This is a genomic window from Streptomyces sp. NPDC036764 (genome assembly GCF_055609385.1).
In genome coordinates, this window is sequence record NZ_JBVJPT010000011.1 from 77,318 (window position 1) to 93,016 (window position 15,699).

Consider the following 15,699-nt stretch of genomic DNA (forward strand, 5'->3'; position numbering starts at 1 on the left):
CCCTTCCCTTCAGGCTACGACTGTTCGCGGGAGGCTTCGGCACTTGGCGATTTCCGGTCGGTACCCCGAGGCGGTTGCCGTGTTCAATCACTCGTATCGCGTCACGCACCACGGCATGAGACGGACGGCCCCACACGTCAGGAGGCATCGTGATCGCCGCTCCCGAGCCCGGACCGACCGAACGCGACATCGTCGAACGTGCCGTGAACCTGCGGCCCGTCCTGCTCGAACGCCAGCCGGAGACGGAACGGCTCACGCACTACCCCAAGGACACCCACGACGACTTCCTGCGGGCCGGCTTCTACCGGATCCTCCAGCCGCGCAGATACGGCGGCCTCGAGTTCGGCCTGCCCACCTTCTACCGGGTGGTCACCGAGATCGCCCGCGGCTGCCCCTCCACCGGCTGGGCCCTGTCGCTCACCGCCGCCCACGTCCTGCAGGTCGCGACCCTCTTCGAGGAGCGGGCGCAGGACGAGATATTCGGCGCCGACGGCGACTTCCGAGCCGCGTCCACGGTCGCGCCCATCGGCATCGCCCGGCCCGACGGCGACGACCACGTCGTCCTCGACGGCACCTGGCCGTACTCCTCGGGCGCCCCCTACTCCACCCACTACGTCGGCCAGACCCTGCGCGCCCCCGACCGGCCCGGCGGCCCGCCCGGACCACCGGTCCTGTTCGTCGCCCCGCGCGCCGTGTGGACGGTGCTCGACGACTGGCACGGCGTCCTCGGCCTGCGCGGCAGCGGCTCCAACAGCATCCACATGGAACAGGCCCGCATCCCCGCCCACCTCACCTGCGAGGCGAGCCTGCTCGACCTGCCCGTCGAGGGCGGCAGCGTCGGCTCCGCGCTGCACGGGAACCCGATGTACGCGGGGCGGGCGCCCAGCTTCTTCCACGGCGAGCTGGCCGCCATCATGATCGGCACCGCGTACGCCGCCGCCGACGAGTACGCCCGAGTGATCGCCGAGCGCCCCCTCACCCTCGAACCCGACCGCACCCGCGGGGAACTCCACGACTACCAGCGGCACCTGGGTGAGGCCCTCGGTGTGATCCACACGGCCGAGGCGGCGCTCCAGCGCACCGCCGAGGAGTGGATGGAGACCTGCCACCGCAACGCCACCGGCGGCGCCCCCTTCACCACCGCCGACGACAACCGCCTCGCGCTGATCTTCCTGAACGCCGGCCGCATGACCTGGGACGTCCTCCAGGGCACCCTCTTCCGCACGGCCGGCTCCCGGCACGCCCGAGACGGCGAGCGGATGCAGCGCTACTTCCGCGACGCGGCGACGTACCTGACCCACGTGGGCCCCAGCATGGCCGAACCGCTCACCCGCCGGGTCGGCTGCGATCGCCTCGGGCTCCCGTCCGGCCACATCCCGCTGATCCCCTGACCTGCGGACATCAAATGCCCTGACCTCTGGACAACCATAGGAATGCTCCAGTCCGGATCGGGTACGCGAGCAGGGCCGCGCCGGGACCGAGCACCCCGCGATCACGCCCGGGCGGACCGCAGGACCGCACTACCGCCGCCGACAGGGGATCTGCCATGGACACACCCGCGAACGACTACACCGCCACACCGGCCCGGCGGGCGCTGGACGCGCTGGCCGACAACACCGAGGACAGGGCGGCGCTGGACACGCTCGCGAGCAGCGACGTCCTCGTCCCCGTGCCCGACGACGTGGGCGAGGAGGACGCCACCGACCCCGCGGCCGTGGCGCTGCCGGTCATCGAGCGGCCCGGCGGGGAGCCGGTCGTCCCCGTCTTCACCTCCGAGCCCGCGATGGCCGAGCTGCTGCCCTACATCTCGCGCTACCGCCTGGTGCCGCTGGGCGCGCTGGCCTCCCAGTGGCCGGCCGAGGACCTGGCCCTGACCATCGACGCCGGCTCCGCACACCCGCTGACGCTGACGTCGGAGGGCGTACGGACCCTGCTGGCGCGACCGTAACGCGACAGAGCGACCCGCGAAGGGGATGAGCGGCCACAGGGAGGCCGCTCATCCCCTTCGCGCGCAATGCGTGCCGTCCGGCAGGATCTCCCCCGGGCAGCGGTGGCCTTGCGGGCCGCTGCGGTCATGGACCGCCTCGCGGACAATGGGGAAAGGTCGGCCGGAACTGCCCCCTGCCACAGGGTGGTTCAACCGTAGGGAGAGGGAAGATCCCACCGGGAGGGCCGACGCGAAAGGGTGGGGGGTCGTCTTGAGAGTCGTCCTGCTCGGCACCGCCGCCGGAGGCGGTTTCCCACGCTGGAACTGCGCCTGCATGCGGTGCGACGCCGCCCGCGACGGCAAGCTGCCCACGCGCGGGCCGGAGTGCGCGGCCGTCACCGGCAACTCCCGCGACTGGTGGCTGCTGAACGCCTCGCCCGACATCCGTGCCCAGCTCACCGCCGCCTCCGCCCTGTGGCCCGGCCCCCGGCACACCCCCGTGCGGGGCGTCCTCCTGACCGACGCCGAGGCCGATCATGTGGCGGGCCTGGCCGTCCTGCGTGACGCCGGGGGACTGAAGACCTACGCCGCCCCACCGGTACTGGCCGCCCTGGCCCCGGCACGGGCGGGCCTGGACCGCCATGCCCCGTGGGAGTGGGCGGACAGCCTCACCGAGGGCGGGTTCGTACTGGCCGGAGGGCTGGTCGTCACGGCGCATCCCGTCCCGGGAAAGGCACCGGCGTACGTGCCGGGCCGTTCCTCGGACCGCCGCTGGGTGACCGTCTACCGCATCGAGGACCTGGCCACCGGGCGCGTCCTCGTCTACGCACCCCGCGTGAGCGCCTGGTCCCCGCTGCTGGACGACCTGGTCGCGACGGCGGACGGCGTCGTCCTCGACGGCACGCACTTCGCGGCCGACGAACCGGCCGGGGCGGTGCGGCACCTGCCCGTCTCCGGGCCGGCCGGCAGCCTCACCGCCCTGGCCCGACACCCGCACGCCCGCCGCATCTACACCCACCTCGCCGACACCAACCCCCTCCTCGACCCCGCCTCGACGGCCCGCGCACAGGTGTCGCAGGCGGGCGTGGAAGTCCTCCCGGACGGGACGGAGTTCGCGCTGTAGACGCCCCTGACGACATCGCCCTCAGGGGCGCGAGGAACTGCGCGACGAGCCACGACGGCGTCGCAGTCGAACGACGACCCGCCGCGGCACGCAGTCAGCCGTTCAGCATGCGCGCCAGCGCACCCCGCTGCAACGGCAGGACCTCGGCGTGCAGGTCACGGCCCTTGCGGGTCAGAGTGACGTACACGCCGCGCCGGTCCTCCACACAGACGGAACGCTCCAGCAGGCCGTCCTTCTCCAGCCGGCCGATGAGCCGGGACAGCGCGCTCTGGCTGAGATGAACCCGTCCGACCAGGTTCTGCACCCGGCACTGCTCGCCTTCCGCGGGCGTCGCCGTCGCGAGGATGTCGAGCACCTCGAAGTCGCTCGCGCCCAGTCCGTGCGGATGCAGCACGCGGTCGATCTCGCACATCGTGCGCGCGTGCACGGACAGGATGTCCCGCCACCGTTCCTCGAGCCCCGCATCGGCCGTCTTCACTGCCATACCGGCACGGTAACACCGATTCGGCCACTGGTTGCCCGTGCAACTAGTGCGCGCGCAACAGAAGCGCCGCCGACGGGGCGCGGGCTCAGCCGGTCGGGTCCTGGAGCAGCCCGACGAGGTTGCCGTCCGCGTCCTTCACGGAGGCGATCAGCCGGCCGCCGCCGACGTCGTGGACGTCCTGGAGCGGCTCGGCGCCCGCCTCCAGCAGGGCCGCGTGGGACGCCCTGATGTCGGCCACATGCCAGTAGGGGACCGGGCCGGTCATGCCCTTGGAGTGCCCGTTGGGGTCCAGGCCGACGTCCTGCCCGGCGTCCTTGAAGCCGACGTAGTACGGCTCGTCCGCATACGGCTCCGTACCCAGCAGGGCGCTGAACAGGGCCTTCGCCCGGGCGAGGTCCTTGACGGGGTAGATGATCGTGCTGACTCCGGCGGTCATGACGTCCTCCTCGGTGAAGCGGGGCCGGCGTGTCTCGCCGGTGGTTTCACGCTAGGACGGGGGACCGGCTGGCGGCTTCTCGAATCCTGACCGATCGCCGTGCTCCGCTCGCGAGCCGCGGGCGCGCCTGCCTGGCGTCACGTCGAGTGCCGCTTCACCAGCTCCGTCGGCAGGATCACCGCCGCCGGGTCCTCGCCGCCGATCTGCGCGAGCAGCAGCCGCACCATCTCGGCGCTGATGCGGTCGTAGGGCTGGCGGATCGTCGTGAGGGCGGGGGTGGCCTCCGTCGCCGCGGCGGAGTCGTCGAAGCCGCCCACGGACACGTCCTCCGGCACCCGCCGGCCCGCCCGGCGCAGCGCCGCCAGAGCCCCTTGCGCCATCAGGTCGGAGGCCACGAACAGGGCGTCCATGTCCGGGGCCTGCGCCAGCAGCCGCTCGGTGCCCGCCTCGCCACTGGCCCGGCTGTAGTCGCCGGAGGTGATGAGCCGCTCGTCGATCTCGACGCCCGCCTCCGTCAGCAACTCCTTGTAGCCGGCGAGGCGGTCGACACCGCCCGGGGTGTCCAGCGGACCGCTCACCACGCCGATCCGGCGGCGGCCCAGCGACAGCAGATGGCGCACCATGTCGCGGGCACCGTCGCGGTCGTCCGCCGCCACATAACTCACCTTGGAGCCGGGCCCCATGGGCTTCCCGCACTGCACGAGGGGCACGCCCGCCTCGCGCAGCTCCTCGGCGACCCGGTCACCGGAGTGGCTGGAGACCAGCAGCACCCCGTCGACATGACCGGCGGTGATGTACCGCGTGATGCGCCGCCGCTCGTCCTTCGTGCCCGCCAGCATCAGCAGCAGCGGGATGTCGTGCGCGGCGAGCGCCTGGGTGCAACCGCTCAGCAGGACGTTGAAATTGGGGTCCTCGAAGAACCTCTCCTGCGGCTCGGTGAGCAGGAAGCCGACCGAGTCCGAGCGCCCCGTGATCAGCGAGCGGGCATGCCGGTTGACGACGTAACCCGTCTTGCGGATCGCCGCGTTGACCGCCTCCTGGGCGGTGGGGCTGACGTAGTGCCCGCCGTTGAGCACCCGCGAGACCGTGCCCCGTGAGACTCCGGCCTCGCGCGCCACGTCGTGGATCGTCGGCGGTCTGCGTCGGCCCCCCGTGTTGCTCATGGTCATGACTTTACGGCCCCGGAGAGCAGATCCAGGCTCCAGAAGCGCTGGATGACCAGGAAGAGCGCCACCAGCGGCAGCACCGCGAGGAACGCGCCGGTGATCACCAGCGTGTACAGCGCCGGGGTGTTGGCGCCCTGTTCGAGCAGCGTGTACAGGCCCAGCGTGATCGGGAACCTCTCGTCGTCGCTGAGCATGATGTACGGCAGCAGGAAGTTGTTCCAGATCGCCACGAACTGGAACAGGAACACCGTCACCATGCCGGGCACCATCATCGGCAGCGCGACCCGCGTGAAGATCCGCCACTCGCTCGCCCCGTCCATCCGCCCGGCCTCGACCACGTCGGCCGGCACGGCGGCGGCCGCGTAGATCCGCGAGAGGTAGACGCCGTACGGCGACAGGATCTGCGGCAGCAGCACGGACAGGTACGAGTCCGTGAGATCGGCGTTCGCCAGAAGCAGGTACTGCGGGATGGCGAGGATCACCGGCGGCATCAGCACACCCGCCAGCAGCACGTTGAACAGTGCCTCGCGGCCCCGGAAGCGGTAGATCGCCAGGGCGTAGCCACTGAGCGCCGAGACCACCGTCGACAGCAGGGCACCGAGACCGGCATACAGGGCGGAGTTGCCCATCCACTGCCAGTACACCCCGTCGCGGTAGGCGCTCAGATCCGCGAAGTTGTCGGCGAAACCGGTGCCCGGCAGGAAGGTGAACGTGGAGAACAGCTCGCTGCCGGACTTGGTCGCCGCGATCACCACCCAGGCGACGGGCAGCAGGCAGTAGACCGCGCCGAGCAGCAGCGTGACCGTCGGGATCAGTGCGATCCGGCGGCGCAGTGGCGGGCGGCCCCGGACCGCGCCGGGCGCGGCGTCCGCGGCCGTGTCGGCCTTGCCGACGACGAGGGAGCTCATCGGGATGCCTCCTGCTTGTTCCGACGGTTCGCGGCCCGCAGGAAGCCGAACGACAGCAGCAGCGTGGCCAGGGCGATGATCGTGGCCTGGGCGGCCGCCGCGTGGATGTCGCCCTTGCCGAAGGCGTCCTGGTACACCTTCATCAGCGGACTCCAGGTCGTGGACACGGAGTTGGTGAGCGGCTTCAGGGTGGTCGGCTCGTTGAACACCTGGAGGGTGGCGATGATCGAGAAGAAGAAGGTCAGCACCAGCGAGGGCGCCACCATCGGGATCTTGATCCGCAGCGCGATCTGCAGCGGCGTGGCGCCGTCCAGCCTGGCCGCCTCGTACACCTCGGCCGGGATGGCCTGGAGCGAGGTGTAGATGACGATCATGTTGAAGCCGGTGCCGCCCCACACCGCGATGTTCGACAGGGCGAGATACAGCGGGCCGCCGTCGAGCAGGTCGGGCTGCGGCAGGCCCAGCCTGTCCAGTACGAAGTAGAAGGGGCTGACGTCCGGCAGGTACAGAAAGCCCCACAGCAGTGCCGCAACGACGCCGGGGACGGCGTACGGCAGGAAGACCGCGAGCCGGGTGAACGGCGCGAGCCGCACCTTCTCGGAGTCCAGCATCAGCGCGAACAGCAGGGCGAGGCCCAGCATCACCGGCACCACGATGCAGCCGTAGCCGAGCACGCGCAGCGCGCCGGCGACCAGCTCGTCGTCGGTCAGGGCGTCGGTGTAGTTCTCCAGACCGGCCCAGACCTCTTTGCGGGCGCCCGCCCCGAGGCCGAGCCCGGAGACCTTCACCTTCCGGAAGCTGAGCCAGACCGCGTAGCCGATGGGCAGCGCGAAGAAGAGTGCGAAGAGGATCGCCGCGGGGAGGAGGAAGGCGTACGGGGCCCCCTTCACCCCGTACGCCTTCCGGCTTGTGCTGGTCACTCGGAGACCTCGAAGCCCTGCTTCTTCAGGTCGGCGACGGTGTCGTCCTGCATGGTGCTCAGGGCGGCGCCGAAGTCCGACTTGTCCTTGGCGGCCTTGCCGAAGGCGTCCTTGAAGGTCGTGTAGGCGACGTTCACGTTCGGCCCCCAGGCGGACGGGGCGGTGGTCTTCGCGATCTCGGCGGCCTCGGTGTAGAAGTCCGACTGGTTCGAGAAGTAGTCCGGCGGGGTGGCGAACGCGCCGCTGGTCTGGGCGTTCGTGGCGGCCGGGTAGATGCCGCTCTCCTTGGCCAGCGCCTGGAGGGCGTCGCCGTCGGTGTTCAGCCAGGCGGCGAACCTCGCGGCGGCCGCCTTGTGCCGGGAGTCGGTGGTGACGGCGGTGGAGGAGCCGCCCCAGCTCCCGGTGACGTCGTCGGACTGCGACCACTGGGGGAGCGGGGCCATGGCCCACTTGCCCTTGGTGTCGGGCGCGGCCGTGGTCAGGGTGCCCGGCGCCCACACCGCGGAGACCCAGGCGATCTGCTTGCCGGTGTTGAGGGCCTTGTTCCAGGACGGGGTGTACATCGGCTGGTTGTCGATGGCGCCCTCCTTGACGAGGCCGCCCCAGAAGTCGGCGACCTTCTGGGTGGCGGCGTCGTCGATGCCGACCTGCCACTTGTCGCCGGAGGTCGTCCACCACTTGGCGCCGGCCTGCTGGGCGAGACCCGCGAAGAGGCCGGAGTCATTGGCGGAGAAGGTGGTCAGGTCCGTGTCCGGGGCCTTCTTCTTCAGCGCGCGGGCCGTCTCGGCGAACTGTTCCCAGGTGGTCGGGACGGTCAGGCCGTACTTCTTGAACAGGTCCTCGCGGTAGTAGAACATCATCGGCCCGATGTCCTGCGGGACCGCGTACACCGCATCGGTGCCCAGCGTGGTCTGCTGCCAGACGCCCTCGGCGAACTTGCCCTCCGTGTCGCCGACTTCGCCGGCTATGTCCGCGACCACGTCATTGCTGACCAGCGTCGGCAGCGCCTGGTACTCGGCCTGGACCAGGTCCGGGGCCTTGCCGGCCTTGTGCGCGGTGAGGATCTTGGTGACCAGCGTGTCGCCGGACGCCTGCTTCTTCACCGTGACGGTGATCTGATCCTTCTTGCCCGGGCCCTTGTTCCACAGGTCGACGACCTTGTCCATGCCGGGTGTCCAGGTCCAGTACGTCAGTGAGGCGGGACCGGACTCGGCCTGGCCGTCCTCGGAGCCGCAGGCGGTGAGCGCGGTGGCGCCGAGGGCGACGGCGACACAGGTGGCTGCACCTCTGGACAAGAGCCGACGGCGCTGTGAGATGGGCATGGATCTCTCCCCTGACCTGGGGCCCCCGCCCGCTGCGAGGACCTGCCATGCTTCTGTGAGCGTTCACAGTAGAGAAACATCCCGGACACTTGTCAATGGTTGTTGCTGTGCGGTTATGTTGGGCTCGCGCCCTCGACAGCGTGTGTGCACGTTCCCAAATGATCGATAAATCGGGAGAGATTCCATGCCGGAGACCAACCCCAGGGGCCTCACCGGGCTCGCCTTCGGTGGGGACTACAACCCCGAGCAGTGGCCGGAGAGCGTCTGGCAGGAGGACGTCCGGCTGATGCGGGAGGCCGGGGTCACGATGGTGAGCGTCGGGATCTTCTCCTGGGCCCTGCTGGAGCCCTCACCGGGTGTGTACGACTTCGGCTGGCTGGACCGCGTGCTCGGCCTGCTGCACGAGCACGGCATCCGCGTCGACCTGGGCACCCCCACCGTCTGCCCGCCGGTCTGGTTCTACCGCGCCCACCCCGAGGCCCTGCCCGTCACACCGGACGGCGTACGCCTGGAGTTCGGCTCGCGCGCCGCCATCTGCCACAGCAACGCCGACTACCGCACGGCCGCCGCGACCATCACCACCAAGCTCGCCGAACGCTACGGCGACCACCCGGCGCTGGCGATGTGGCACGTGCACAACGAGTACGGCGTCCCCGTCTCGGCCTGCTACTGCGACTCCTGCGCCGCGCACTTCCGCCGCTGGCTTCAGTCGACGTACGAGACGGCCGACGCGCTCAACGAGGCCTGGGGCACCGCCTTCTGGGGCCAGCGCTACACCGACTTCGGGCAGATCAACCCGCCGCGGCGCACACCGACGGCCGTCAACCCGGCCCAGGCACTCGACTACAAGCGGTTCGCCGACGCCACCATGCGCGAGAACTTCCGTATGGAGCGGGACATCCTGCACCGCCTCTCACCCGGCGTACCGGTCACCACCAACTTCATGACCGCCCTCAGCCAGTGCGACTCCGTCGACTACTGGGCCTGGGGCCGCGAGGTCGACATCGTCACCAACGACCACTACCTGATCACCGACGGCCGCCGCACCCACGTCAACCTGGCCATGGCCGCCGACCTGACGCGCTCGGTGGCCGGGGGAGCGCCCTGGATCCTCCTGGAGCACTCCACCTCCGGCGTCAACTGGCAGCCCCGCAACCCCGCCAAGGCCCCCGGCCAGATGGCCCGCAACTCCCTCGCTCATGTCGCGCGCGGCTCCGAGGGCGCCCTGTTCTTCCAGTGGCGGCAGTCCCGGCGCGGCGCCGAGAAGTTCCACTCGGCGATGCTCCCGCACGCCGGCACCGACACCCGGGTGTGGCGCGAGGCCGTCGAACTCGGCGCCGCCCTCGACTCGTTGAGCACCGTCCGCGGCACCCGCACGCAGGCCGACGTGGCGATGCTGTGGGACTGGCACTCCTGGTGGGCGCAGAACCTCGACTGGCGCCCCAGCCAGGACCACGACCCGCGCGAGCGCGCCGACGCCTTCTACGAGGTGCTCTACGACCGCCACCTCACGGTCGACTTCGCCCACCCGGAAGGTGACTTGTCGAGGTATCCCCTTGTCGTCGTACCGGCCCTGTACCTGATGACCGAGGAGGCCGGGAACAACCTCAAGCGCTACGTCGAGGCAGGCGGCACGCTCGTCGTGTCGTACTTCTCCGGCATCGTCGACGAGCACGACGCCGTGCACGAGGGCCCCTGCCCCGGACCGCTGCGGGACGTCCTCGGCCTGACGGTCGAGGAGTTCTCGCCCCTGCTCCAGGACCAGCTCGTCCGCATCACCGGCCCCGACGGCTCCGAGCTCAGCGGCGACGTGTGGACGGAGTTCGTCGTCCCGCGCGGCGCCGAGACCGTCTGGACCTACGCCGACGGCCTGACCGCCGGCCACCCGGCCGTCACCCGGCACCGCCTCGGCGAGGGCACCGCCTGGTACGTCTCCACCCGCCTGGGCGCCGACGGCCTGGACGCGCTGCTCGGCTGGGCGATCGAGGACGCGCAGGTCGCACCGCGTGTCGACCTTCCCCGTGACGTCGAGGTCGTGCGCCGCGCCGGCGAGTCGGGCAGCTACCTGTTCGCCGTCAACCACACCGCGTCGGACGCCAAAGTGCCGCTGGAGGCGCCCGGCACCGAGCTGCTGACCGGCGAACGTGCCGCGGGCCGCCTGGAGGTCCCCGCGGGAGCCGTCCGGGTCGTACGACTCGACGGCTGAGCCGACGCCGACTCCCCTCCGCCCGCGTGTGCCACGAGCCGCGGGCGGAGGGGCTCCTCGCCGTAGCGCTTCACCACCGCGGCGGCGAGGAACTCCCCATCCCATACGTCGAAGGGACGACGGACGAAGATGTTCCATCCCAGACGCACCCTCCGAGCCCTGCTGATACCGCTCGCCGCCGGACTCGCCCTGACCGCTCTGCCCGCGCAGACCGCCTCGGCGGCGAGCACGCTCACCAACGGCGGCTTCGAGACGGACGGCACCGGCACCGCGACCCCGGCCGGCTGGTCCACCTACTCGGCGGCCGGCCAGAACTCCGCCTCTTTCACCGAGGCTGGTGGCCACGGCGGGAGTTACCGCCTGACGCACTGGTCCTCGTCGGCGTACAAGGTGGAGACCTACCAGTACCTGTCCGGGCTGACCAACGGGAACTACAAGCTCACCGCCTGGGTCCGCTCCGGCGGTGGCCAGAACTCTGCGTACATTGCGCTGAAGAACTGCGGCGGCGCCGAGCAGCGCACCGACCTGCCGGTCTCCGCGAGCGGCTGGATCCGCATCGTCGTGCCGGTGAGCGTGACCGGCAACCAGTGCACGATCAGCATCAACAGCGACGCGAACGCGGGCAACTGGATCAACGTCGACGACCTGACCTTCGCCTCCGGCACCGGCGGCACATCGATCCACGGCGCCGACATCTCCTCTCTCGCCAAGAGCGAGGCCAAGGGCGGCACCTACAAAACCGCCTCCGGCACCACCGGCGACGCGGTCACCCTCCTCAAGAACGCCGGCATGAACTACGCGCGCCTGAAGGTCTGGGTCGACCCGGCCGACGGCTACAACGACAAGGCACGCGTCCTCGCCACCGCCAAGCGCGTCAAGGCCGCCGGCATGAAGCTGCTGGTCGACTTCCACTACTCGGACACCTGGGCCGACCCGGGCGCCCAGAGCAAGCCGGCCGCCTGGTCCGGGCACTCCTACAGCCAGTTGAAGACCGACGTGTACAACCACACCTACGACGTCCTCAACGCGCTGAAGGCGCAGGGCACCACCGCCGACCTGGTCCAGGTGGGCAACGAGATCAACGGCGGCATGCTGTGGTCCGAGGGCTCCACCGACAACTGGGCGCAGCTCGCCGGCCTGCTCAACTCCGGCTACGACGCGGTCAAGGCGGTCAGCTCGTCCACCACGGTCGCGCTGCACCTCGCCAAGGGCGGCGACCTGTCCGGCACCCGCTGGTGGTTCGACAACGCGGTCGCGGGCGGCGTGAAGTTCGACGCCGTCGGCCTGTCGTACTACGGCTACTGGCACGGCACGCTCTACGACTTCCAGACCACCCTGGACGACACGGCCTCCCGCTACGGCAAGCCGGTCTTCGTCGCGGAGACGGCCTACCCGTTCCGGCTGGACAGCGAGGACGCGCACGAGAACATCATCGACACCACCGCTGAACTGGTCGCCGGCTACCCCGCCACCGTGGCCGGGCAGAGCAGGTGGATGAACGACGTGGCGAGCATCGTGGAGGCCGTCCCGGGCGGCCGCGGTCTCGGCGTCTTCTACTGGGAGGCGACCTGGACCGCCGTCACCGGCAACGGCTGGGACCCGGCGGACGCCTCCTCCGGCAACGGCTGGGAGAACCAGGCCCTGTTCGGCTACGACGACAGGGCGCTGACGTCGACGACGTGGTTCAGCCACCGTTGAACGAGTGACGAAAGTGCCCGGTCGCGCCCGCGCGGCCGGGCACCCGCACGTCCGTCGCGAACGGCCCCGCGGTGTACGGCCGTTCGGTACCGGACAAGGCTCGCAGAGTCGCGGACACGGCGGCGGCCGCTGAGGGACAGTGGGAGCACGTGCCACGAGGCGGCCCGACGGAGGGAGACGAGATGCTGAGGACTCCCGCCGGCCGGCTGCGCCTGGAGATCCTGGAGTGGCTCAAGGACCCGGCCGCCCACTTCCCTGACGGGTGCCGCACAGACCCGGCCGAGGACGGCGTCACCGCGGACGCCGTCGCCGCGAAGCTCGGTGTGCCACCCGAAGTCGCCGAGACCCACCTCGGCCTCCTCGCGGACATCGGCCTGCTGCGCAGGAAGCAGATCCGACAGCAGGTGCACTATCGCCGCGACGAGATGCGTATCGCGGAGGTGGCCCGCATGTTCGAGAAGGGTTGGTAGGGCGCTCGCCCCGTAAGCGGCGCCGCCGGAGTCGACTGCGGTTCGGCGACACCCCAAGGGGCGCGGGGCTGTGTCAATGTGCGGCTCCGCCGCGTGGGCGCGACCAGCCACAACAGACCCGCAGTCGAACGACGGCCTACCCCGGCCCTCCCAGTGGAGCGCCATGCTCGCGCACCGCGATCCGCGCCAGCTTCGTCAGCATCATGCCGTTGCGGATCGCGACGACGTAGTCGACGGGCAGGCCGTGCATCCGGGTGCCAGGACCCCGCAGCGGATGCCAGTCGATGACGAAGAGGGTGTGCTCGCCCCAGGGGATCAGCTTCATGGCGATGCGGGCCGCGCCGAAGGGCTCCGCCTTCGCCTCCAGCTCCAGCCGGCGCCGCGGTTCGCTGATGCGGACGACGACGGTGTCGTCGAGGGTCAGGCGACCCATCCCGACCCGGACACGCAGCCGGGCGCCCACGTCCGGCCAGTCGGGGTCCACGGCGAGAACCTCCTGGGTGCCCGTGACCCACTCCCCGTAGCGGCTGCCGTTGGACAACAGGCTCCAGACCTCCGACGGCGAGCTCAGGATCAGACGGCGATTGCGCGCCACGCCGACCACGCTCCCTCTCCTCGGCCGCTCAGCGGGCTCTTCGACAGTAGCCGCGCCGCACCCGACGAGCATGCCGAGCCATGGGCGCCCGACCTCGAATCGACCCGTCCCCGCGCCCGGAGTTACCCTGTTGACCGGCCGCGAGTCCCCCTCGCGGCGCGGCGGTGGGGCCCGCCGTACCCGAACCGCGGCAGCGCTGCCGCCAACGGTCCCTACTTGCAACCGCGAGGTCCGCATGCCCGGGCCGCCCAGGCGAGTAGGAGACGTACGACCATGACAGCCCCGGACACCGACAGCCTGCGCGCACCCGCAGGCACCGCACGGCAGCCGGCCTGGCGGAATCAGGCACCGATCGTCGCGGTGGTCGCCCTCGGCGGCGCCATCGGCGCCACGGCACGCTATGCCGCCTCCCTGTGGTGGCCGGCCCAGCCGGGCGGTTTCCCCTGGGCCACGTTCTGGACCAATGTCGTCGGCTGCGCCGTGATCGGCGTGTTCATGGTGGTCATCACCGACGTATGGGCCGCCCACCGCCTCGTCCGTCCTTTCTTCGGCACCGGCGTCCTCGGCGGCTTCACCACCTTCTCGACGTACGCAGTCGACATCCAGAAGCTGGTGGACGACGGCCGTCCGCGCACCGGGCTGACCTACCTCGCCGCCACCCTGATCGCGGCACTCACGGCGGTCTGGCTCGCCTCGGCGGGCACCCGTCGCGTCCTGAAGTGGAGGCAGCCATGACCAGGCTGACCGGCAGGGCCCTGCGCCTGACAGCGTTCGTCGGCGAGCACGACACCTGGCACCACAAGCCGCTCTACTCCGAGATCGTGCACCGGGCCCACGCGGCCGGACTCGCGGGCGCCAGCGTCTTCCGCGGCATCGAGGGCTTCGGCGCGTCCTCGCTGATCCACACCTCACGGCTGCTGTCCCTGAGCGAGGACCTGCCGGTCGCGATCGTGATCGTGGACACCGAGGAGCGGGTGCGCGCCTTCCTGCCGCAGCTCGACGAGCTCGTCACCGAAGGGCTCGTCACCCTCGACGACTGCGAGGTCATCCGGTACATCGGCCGCCACGACATCTCGGGCGAATCGGACAGGAAAGGTAAGAAGTCGCCGTGAACTGGCTTCTCGTCGTCGCGGGTGCCCTGGTCGGCGCGCCGCTGCGCTACCTCACCGACCGTGCCGTGCAGTCGCGGCACGACTCCGTGTTCCCCTGGGGCACCTTCCTCGTCAACGCCTCCGGCTGTCTGATCCTCGGCCTGCTCACCGGCGCGGCGGCCTCGGGCGCCGCGAACTCCCACCTCCAGCTCCTGCTCGGCACCGGGCTGTGCGGCGCCCTGACCACCTACTCGACCTTCTCCTACGAGACCCTGCGGCTCACCGAGACGGGCGCCGGGCTCTACGCCGTCGCCAATGTCGTGGGGAGCGTGACCGTGGGCCTCGGCGCGGCATTCCTCGGCGTGTCGGTGGCCGAGGCGGTGTGGTCGTAGGGCGCTGCCGCGGTGTCGATGGCGCCCGAGCCATACCCGCACCTGGTAGGACAGTGCGCACTGCTGTCCCGCCGACCCCCGGAACTGGATCACATGAGCGCCATCAGCGTCGGTCAGGCCATCGTCCTCGGAGCCGTCGAGGGGGTGACCGAGTTCCTGCCCGTCTCCTCGACCGGCCATCTGAAGATCGTCGAGGGACTCATGGGCATTCCGGTCGAGGACGACTCGGTCGTGGGGTTCTCGGCCGTCATCCAGGTCGGCGCGATCGCCGCCGTGCTCGTGTACTTCTTCAAGGACATCGTGCGGATCGTCTCCGCGTGGCTGCGCGGGCTGCGGGACAAGGAGGAGCGGTACCACCACGACTACCAGTTCGCCTGGTGGGTGATCTTCGCGACGATCCCGATCGTCGCCGTGGGCCTGGCCGCCAAGCCGCTCATCCAAGGGCCGCTCGCCTCGCTGTGGGTGGTCGCGGGCTCGCTGATCGTGGGCAGCGCTGTGATGTGGGCGGCGGACCAGATGGGACGGCACAAGCGCGGGGAGGACGACACCTCCTTCAAGGACGCCATGCTCGTCGGCAGCTCCCAGATCCTCGCCCTGCTCTTCCCGGGCTTCTCGCGCTCCGGCGCCACCATGTCCACGGCGCTGATGCTCGACCTCGACCGGGTCGCCGCCACCCGCCTGTCCTTCTTCCTCGGCATCCCGGCCCTGACCGGCGCGGGCATCTACGAGCTGAAGGACGCCCTCGGCGCCGGCACGGGAGCGCTGCCGCTCGCCGTCGGCACCCTCGTCTCCTTCGTCGTCGCCTATGCCTCCATCGCCTGGCTGCTGAAGTTCGTCGCCAAGCACTCCTTCAACGCCTTCGTGATCTACCGGATCGCCGTCGGGCTGCTGCTGTTCGGGCTGCTCGGCGCGGGTGTCATCAATAGCTGACCGGCTCCGGGTGCGGCGCCGGCAGCGGACT

At 70.7% G+C, this 15,699-nt stretch carries 17 protein-coding genes; 10 read left to right on the plus strand and 7 right to left on the minus strand.

Going from position 1 to position 15,699, the window contains the following annotated elements; all coding sequences use genetic code 11:
- Positions 1 to 149 precede the first annotated feature (149 nt).
- The 3 genes from ACZ69Q_RS31780 (at position 150) to pqqB (ending at position 3,050) form a co-directional block, all read left to right on the plus strand.
- Positions 150 to 1,391: an acyl-CoA dehydrogenase family protein gene (locus tag ACZ69Q_RS31780; RefSeq protein WP_471048446.1), complete on the plus strand. Its 1,242-nt coding sequence runs from the start codon at positions 150 to 152 to the stop codon at positions 1,389 to 1,391.
- A 155-nt stretch (positions 1,392 to 1,546) separates the two neighbouring features.
- Positions 1,547 to 1,948: an SseB family protein gene (locus ACZ69Q_RS31785; RefSeq protein WP_471048449.1), complete on the plus strand. Its 402-nt coding sequence runs from the start codon at positions 1,547 to 1,549 to the stop codon at positions 1,946 to 1,948.
- 250 nt (positions 1,949 to 2,198) lie between these two features.
- A complete protein-coding gene (pqqB, locus tag ACZ69Q_RS31790; RefSeq protein ID WP_471048454.1) occupies positions 2,199 to 3,050 on the plus strand; it encodes a pyrroloquinoline quinone biosynthesis protein PqqB in 852 nt (283 codons plus the stop codon).
- Between the two features lie 94 nt (positions 3,051 to 3,144).
- On the opposite strand, the gene ACZ69Q_RS31795 is transcribed toward pqqB, so the two are convergent.
- From ACZ69Q_RS31795 to ACZ69Q_RS31820, 6 genes are all read right to left on the minus strand, one after another.
- Entirely contained in the window at positions 3,145 to 3,534 is a 390-nt protein-coding gene (locus ACZ69Q_RS31795) for a MarR family winged helix-turn-helix transcriptional regulator (RefSeq protein ID WP_471048456.1), read from the minus strand.
- An 85-nt stretch (positions 3,535 to 3,619) separates the two neighbouring features.
- Entirely contained in the window at positions 3,620 to 3,970 is a 351-nt protein-coding gene (locus tag ACZ69Q_RS31800; RefSeq protein ID WP_471048458.1) for a VOC family protein, read from the minus strand.
- 137 nt (positions 3,971 to 4,107) lie between these two features.
- Positions 4,108 to 5,139 (minus strand): LacI family DNA-binding transcriptional regulator, encoded by a 1,032-nt coding sequence (locus ACZ69Q_RS31805; RefSeq protein ID WP_471048461.1) that lies wholly within the window; start codon positions 5,137 to 5,139, stop codon positions 4,108 to 4,110.
- Entirely contained in the window at positions 5,136 to 6,044 is a 909-nt protein-coding gene (locus tag ACZ69Q_RS31810; RefSeq protein WP_471048464.1) for a carbohydrate ABC transporter permease, read from the minus strand. Before ACZ69Q_RS31810 ends, ACZ69Q_RS31805 begins: the two co-directional genes overlap by 4 nt.
- The gene (locus tag ACZ69Q_RS31815) at positions 6,041 to 6,964 is read right to left on the minus strand and encodes a carbohydrate ABC transporter permease (protein WP_471048467.1); all 924 of its coding nucleotides are present in this window, start codon (positions 6,962 to 6,964) and stop codon (positions 6,041 to 6,043) included. The genes ACZ69Q_RS31810 and ACZ69Q_RS31815 overlap by 4 nt, the downstream gene beginning before the upstream one ends.
- Positions 6,961 to 8,286, minus strand: a complete 1,326-nt coding sequence (locus ACZ69Q_RS31820; RefSeq protein WP_471048470.1) for an ABC transporter substrate-binding protein — start codon at positions 8,284 to 8,286, stop codon at positions 6,961 to 6,963. Before ACZ69Q_RS31820 ends, ACZ69Q_RS31815 begins: the two co-directional genes overlap by 4 nt.
- A 184-nt stretch (positions 8,287 to 8,470) precedes the next feature.
- Between ACZ69Q_RS31820 and ACZ69Q_RS31825 the strand changes: the two genes are divergently transcribed.
- The 3 genes from ACZ69Q_RS31825 (at position 8,471) to ACZ69Q_RS31835 (ending at position 12,660) form a co-directional block, all read left to right on the plus strand.
- Positions 8,471 to 10,492 carry a beta-galactosidase gene (locus ACZ69Q_RS31825; protein ID WP_471048472.1) on the plus strand — a complete coding sequence of 674 codons (2,022 nt, stop codon included), beginning with the start codon at positions 8,471 to 8,473 and terminating at the stop codon, positions 10,490 to 10,492.
- 129 nt (positions 10,493 to 10,621) lie between these two features.
- On the plus strand, positions 10,622 to 12,190 hold the full coding sequence (locus tag ACZ69Q_RS31830) for a glycoside hydrolase family 53 protein (protein WP_471048475.1): 1,569 nt from the start codon (positions 10,622 to 10,624) through the stop codon (positions 12,188 to 12,190).
- A 182-nt stretch (positions 12,191 to 12,372) separates the two neighbouring features.
- Positions 12,373 to 12,660, plus strand: coding sequence for an ArsR family transcriptional regulator (locus ACZ69Q_RS31835; protein ID WP_471048478.1), 288 nt, complete (start codon positions 12,373 to 12,375; stop codon positions 12,658 to 12,660).
- 136 nt (positions 12,661 to 12,796) lie between these two features.
- Here ACZ69Q_RS31835 and ACZ69Q_RS31840 read toward each other — a convergent pair whose 3' ends face one another.
- Complete coding sequence (locus tag ACZ69Q_RS31840; protein ID WP_471048480.1) at positions 12,797 to 13,255, minus strand: SRPBCC family protein; 459 nt, start codon at positions 13,253 to 13,255, stop codon at positions 12,797 to 12,799.
- Between the two features lie 273 nt (positions 13,256 to 13,528).
- Here ACZ69Q_RS31840 and crcB (ACZ69Q_RS31845) point away from each other — a divergent pair, with 273 nt between their 5' ends.
- From crcB (ACZ69Q_RS31845) to ACZ69Q_RS31860, 4 genes are all read left to right on the plus strand, one after another.
- Positions 13,529 to 13,990 (plus strand): fluoride efflux transporter CrcB, encoded by a 462-nt coding sequence (gene crcB / locus ACZ69Q_RS31845; protein ID WP_471048482.1) that lies wholly within the window; start codon positions 13,529 to 13,531, stop codon positions 13,988 to 13,990.
- Positions 13,987 to 14,367: a DUF190 domain-containing protein gene (locus ACZ69Q_RS31850; protein ID WP_471048485.1), complete on the plus strand. Its 381-nt coding sequence runs from the start codon at positions 13,987 to 13,989 to the stop codon at positions 14,365 to 14,367. Before crcB (ACZ69Q_RS31845) ends, ACZ69Q_RS31850 begins: the two co-directional genes overlap by 4 nt.
- Positions 14,364 to 14,738 (plus strand): fluoride efflux transporter CrcB, encoded by a 375-nt coding sequence (gene crcB, locus ACZ69Q_RS31855; RefSeq protein WP_471048487.1) that lies wholly within the window; start codon positions 14,364 to 14,366, stop codon positions 14,736 to 14,738. The genes ACZ69Q_RS31850 and crcB (ACZ69Q_RS31855) overlap by 4 nt, the downstream gene beginning before the upstream one ends.
- A 93-nt stretch (positions 14,739 to 14,831) precedes the next feature.
- Positions 14,832 to 15,668, plus strand: coding sequence for an undecaprenyl-diphosphate phosphatase (locus ACZ69Q_RS31860; protein WP_471048489.1), 837 nt, complete (start codon positions 14,832 to 14,834; stop codon positions 15,666 to 15,668).
- The last annotated feature ends 31 nt before the right edge of the window (positions 15,669 to 15,699 follow it).

Excerpts from the sequence above, each read along its gene's own strand:
- ACZ69Q_RS31795 (WP_471048456.1), bottom strand. The coding sequence starts at position 3,534 with ATGGCAGTGAAGACGGCCGATGCGGGGCTCGAGGAACGGTGGCGGGAC.
- ACZ69Q_RS31850 (WP_471048485.1), top strand. The coding sequence starts at position 13,987 with ATGACCAGGCTGACCGGCAGGGCCCTGCGCCTGACAGCGTTCGTCGGC.
- ACZ69Q_RS31785 (WP_471048449.1), top strand. The coding sequence starts at position 1,547 with ATGGACACACCCGCGAACGACTACACCGCCACACCGGCCCGGCGGGCG.
- ACZ69Q_RS31800 (WP_471048458.1), bottom strand. The coding sequence starts at position 3,970 with ATGACCGCCGGAGTCAGCACGATCATCTACCCCGTCAAGGACCTCGCC.
- ACZ69Q_RS31810 (WP_471048464.1), bottom strand. The coding sequence starts at position 6,044 with ATGAGCTCCCTCGTCGTCGGCAAGGCCGACACGGCCGCGGACGCCGCG.
- ACZ69Q_RS31860 (WP_471048489.1), top strand. The coding sequence starts at position 14,832 with ATGAGCGCCATCAGCGTCGGTCAGGCCATCGTCCTCGGAGCCGTCGAG.
- ACZ69Q_RS31805 (WP_471048461.1), bottom strand. The coding sequence starts at position 5,139 with ATGACCATGAGCAACACGGGGGGCCGACGCAGACCGCCGACGATCCAC.
- crcB (WP_471048482.1), top strand. The coding sequence starts at position 13,529 with ATGACAGCCCCGGACACCGACAGCCTGCGCGCACCCGCAGGCACCGCA.
- ACZ69Q_RS31820 (WP_471048470.1), bottom strand. The coding sequence starts at position 8,286 with ATGCCCATCTCACAGCGCCGTCGGCTCTTGTCCAGAGGTGCAGCCACC.
- ACZ69Q_RS31825 (WP_471048472.1), top strand. The coding sequence starts at position 8,471 with ATGCCGGAGACCAACCCCAGGGGCCTCACCGGGCTCGCCTTCGGTGGG.
- ACZ69Q_RS31830 (WP_471048475.1), top strand. The coding sequence starts at position 10,622 with ATGTTCCATCCCAGACGCACCCTCCGAGCCCTGCTGATACCGCTCGCC.
- ACZ69Q_RS31835 (WP_471048478.1), top strand. The coding sequence starts at position 12,373 with ATGCTGAGGACTCCCGCCGGCCGGCTGCGCCTGGAGATCCTGGAGTGG.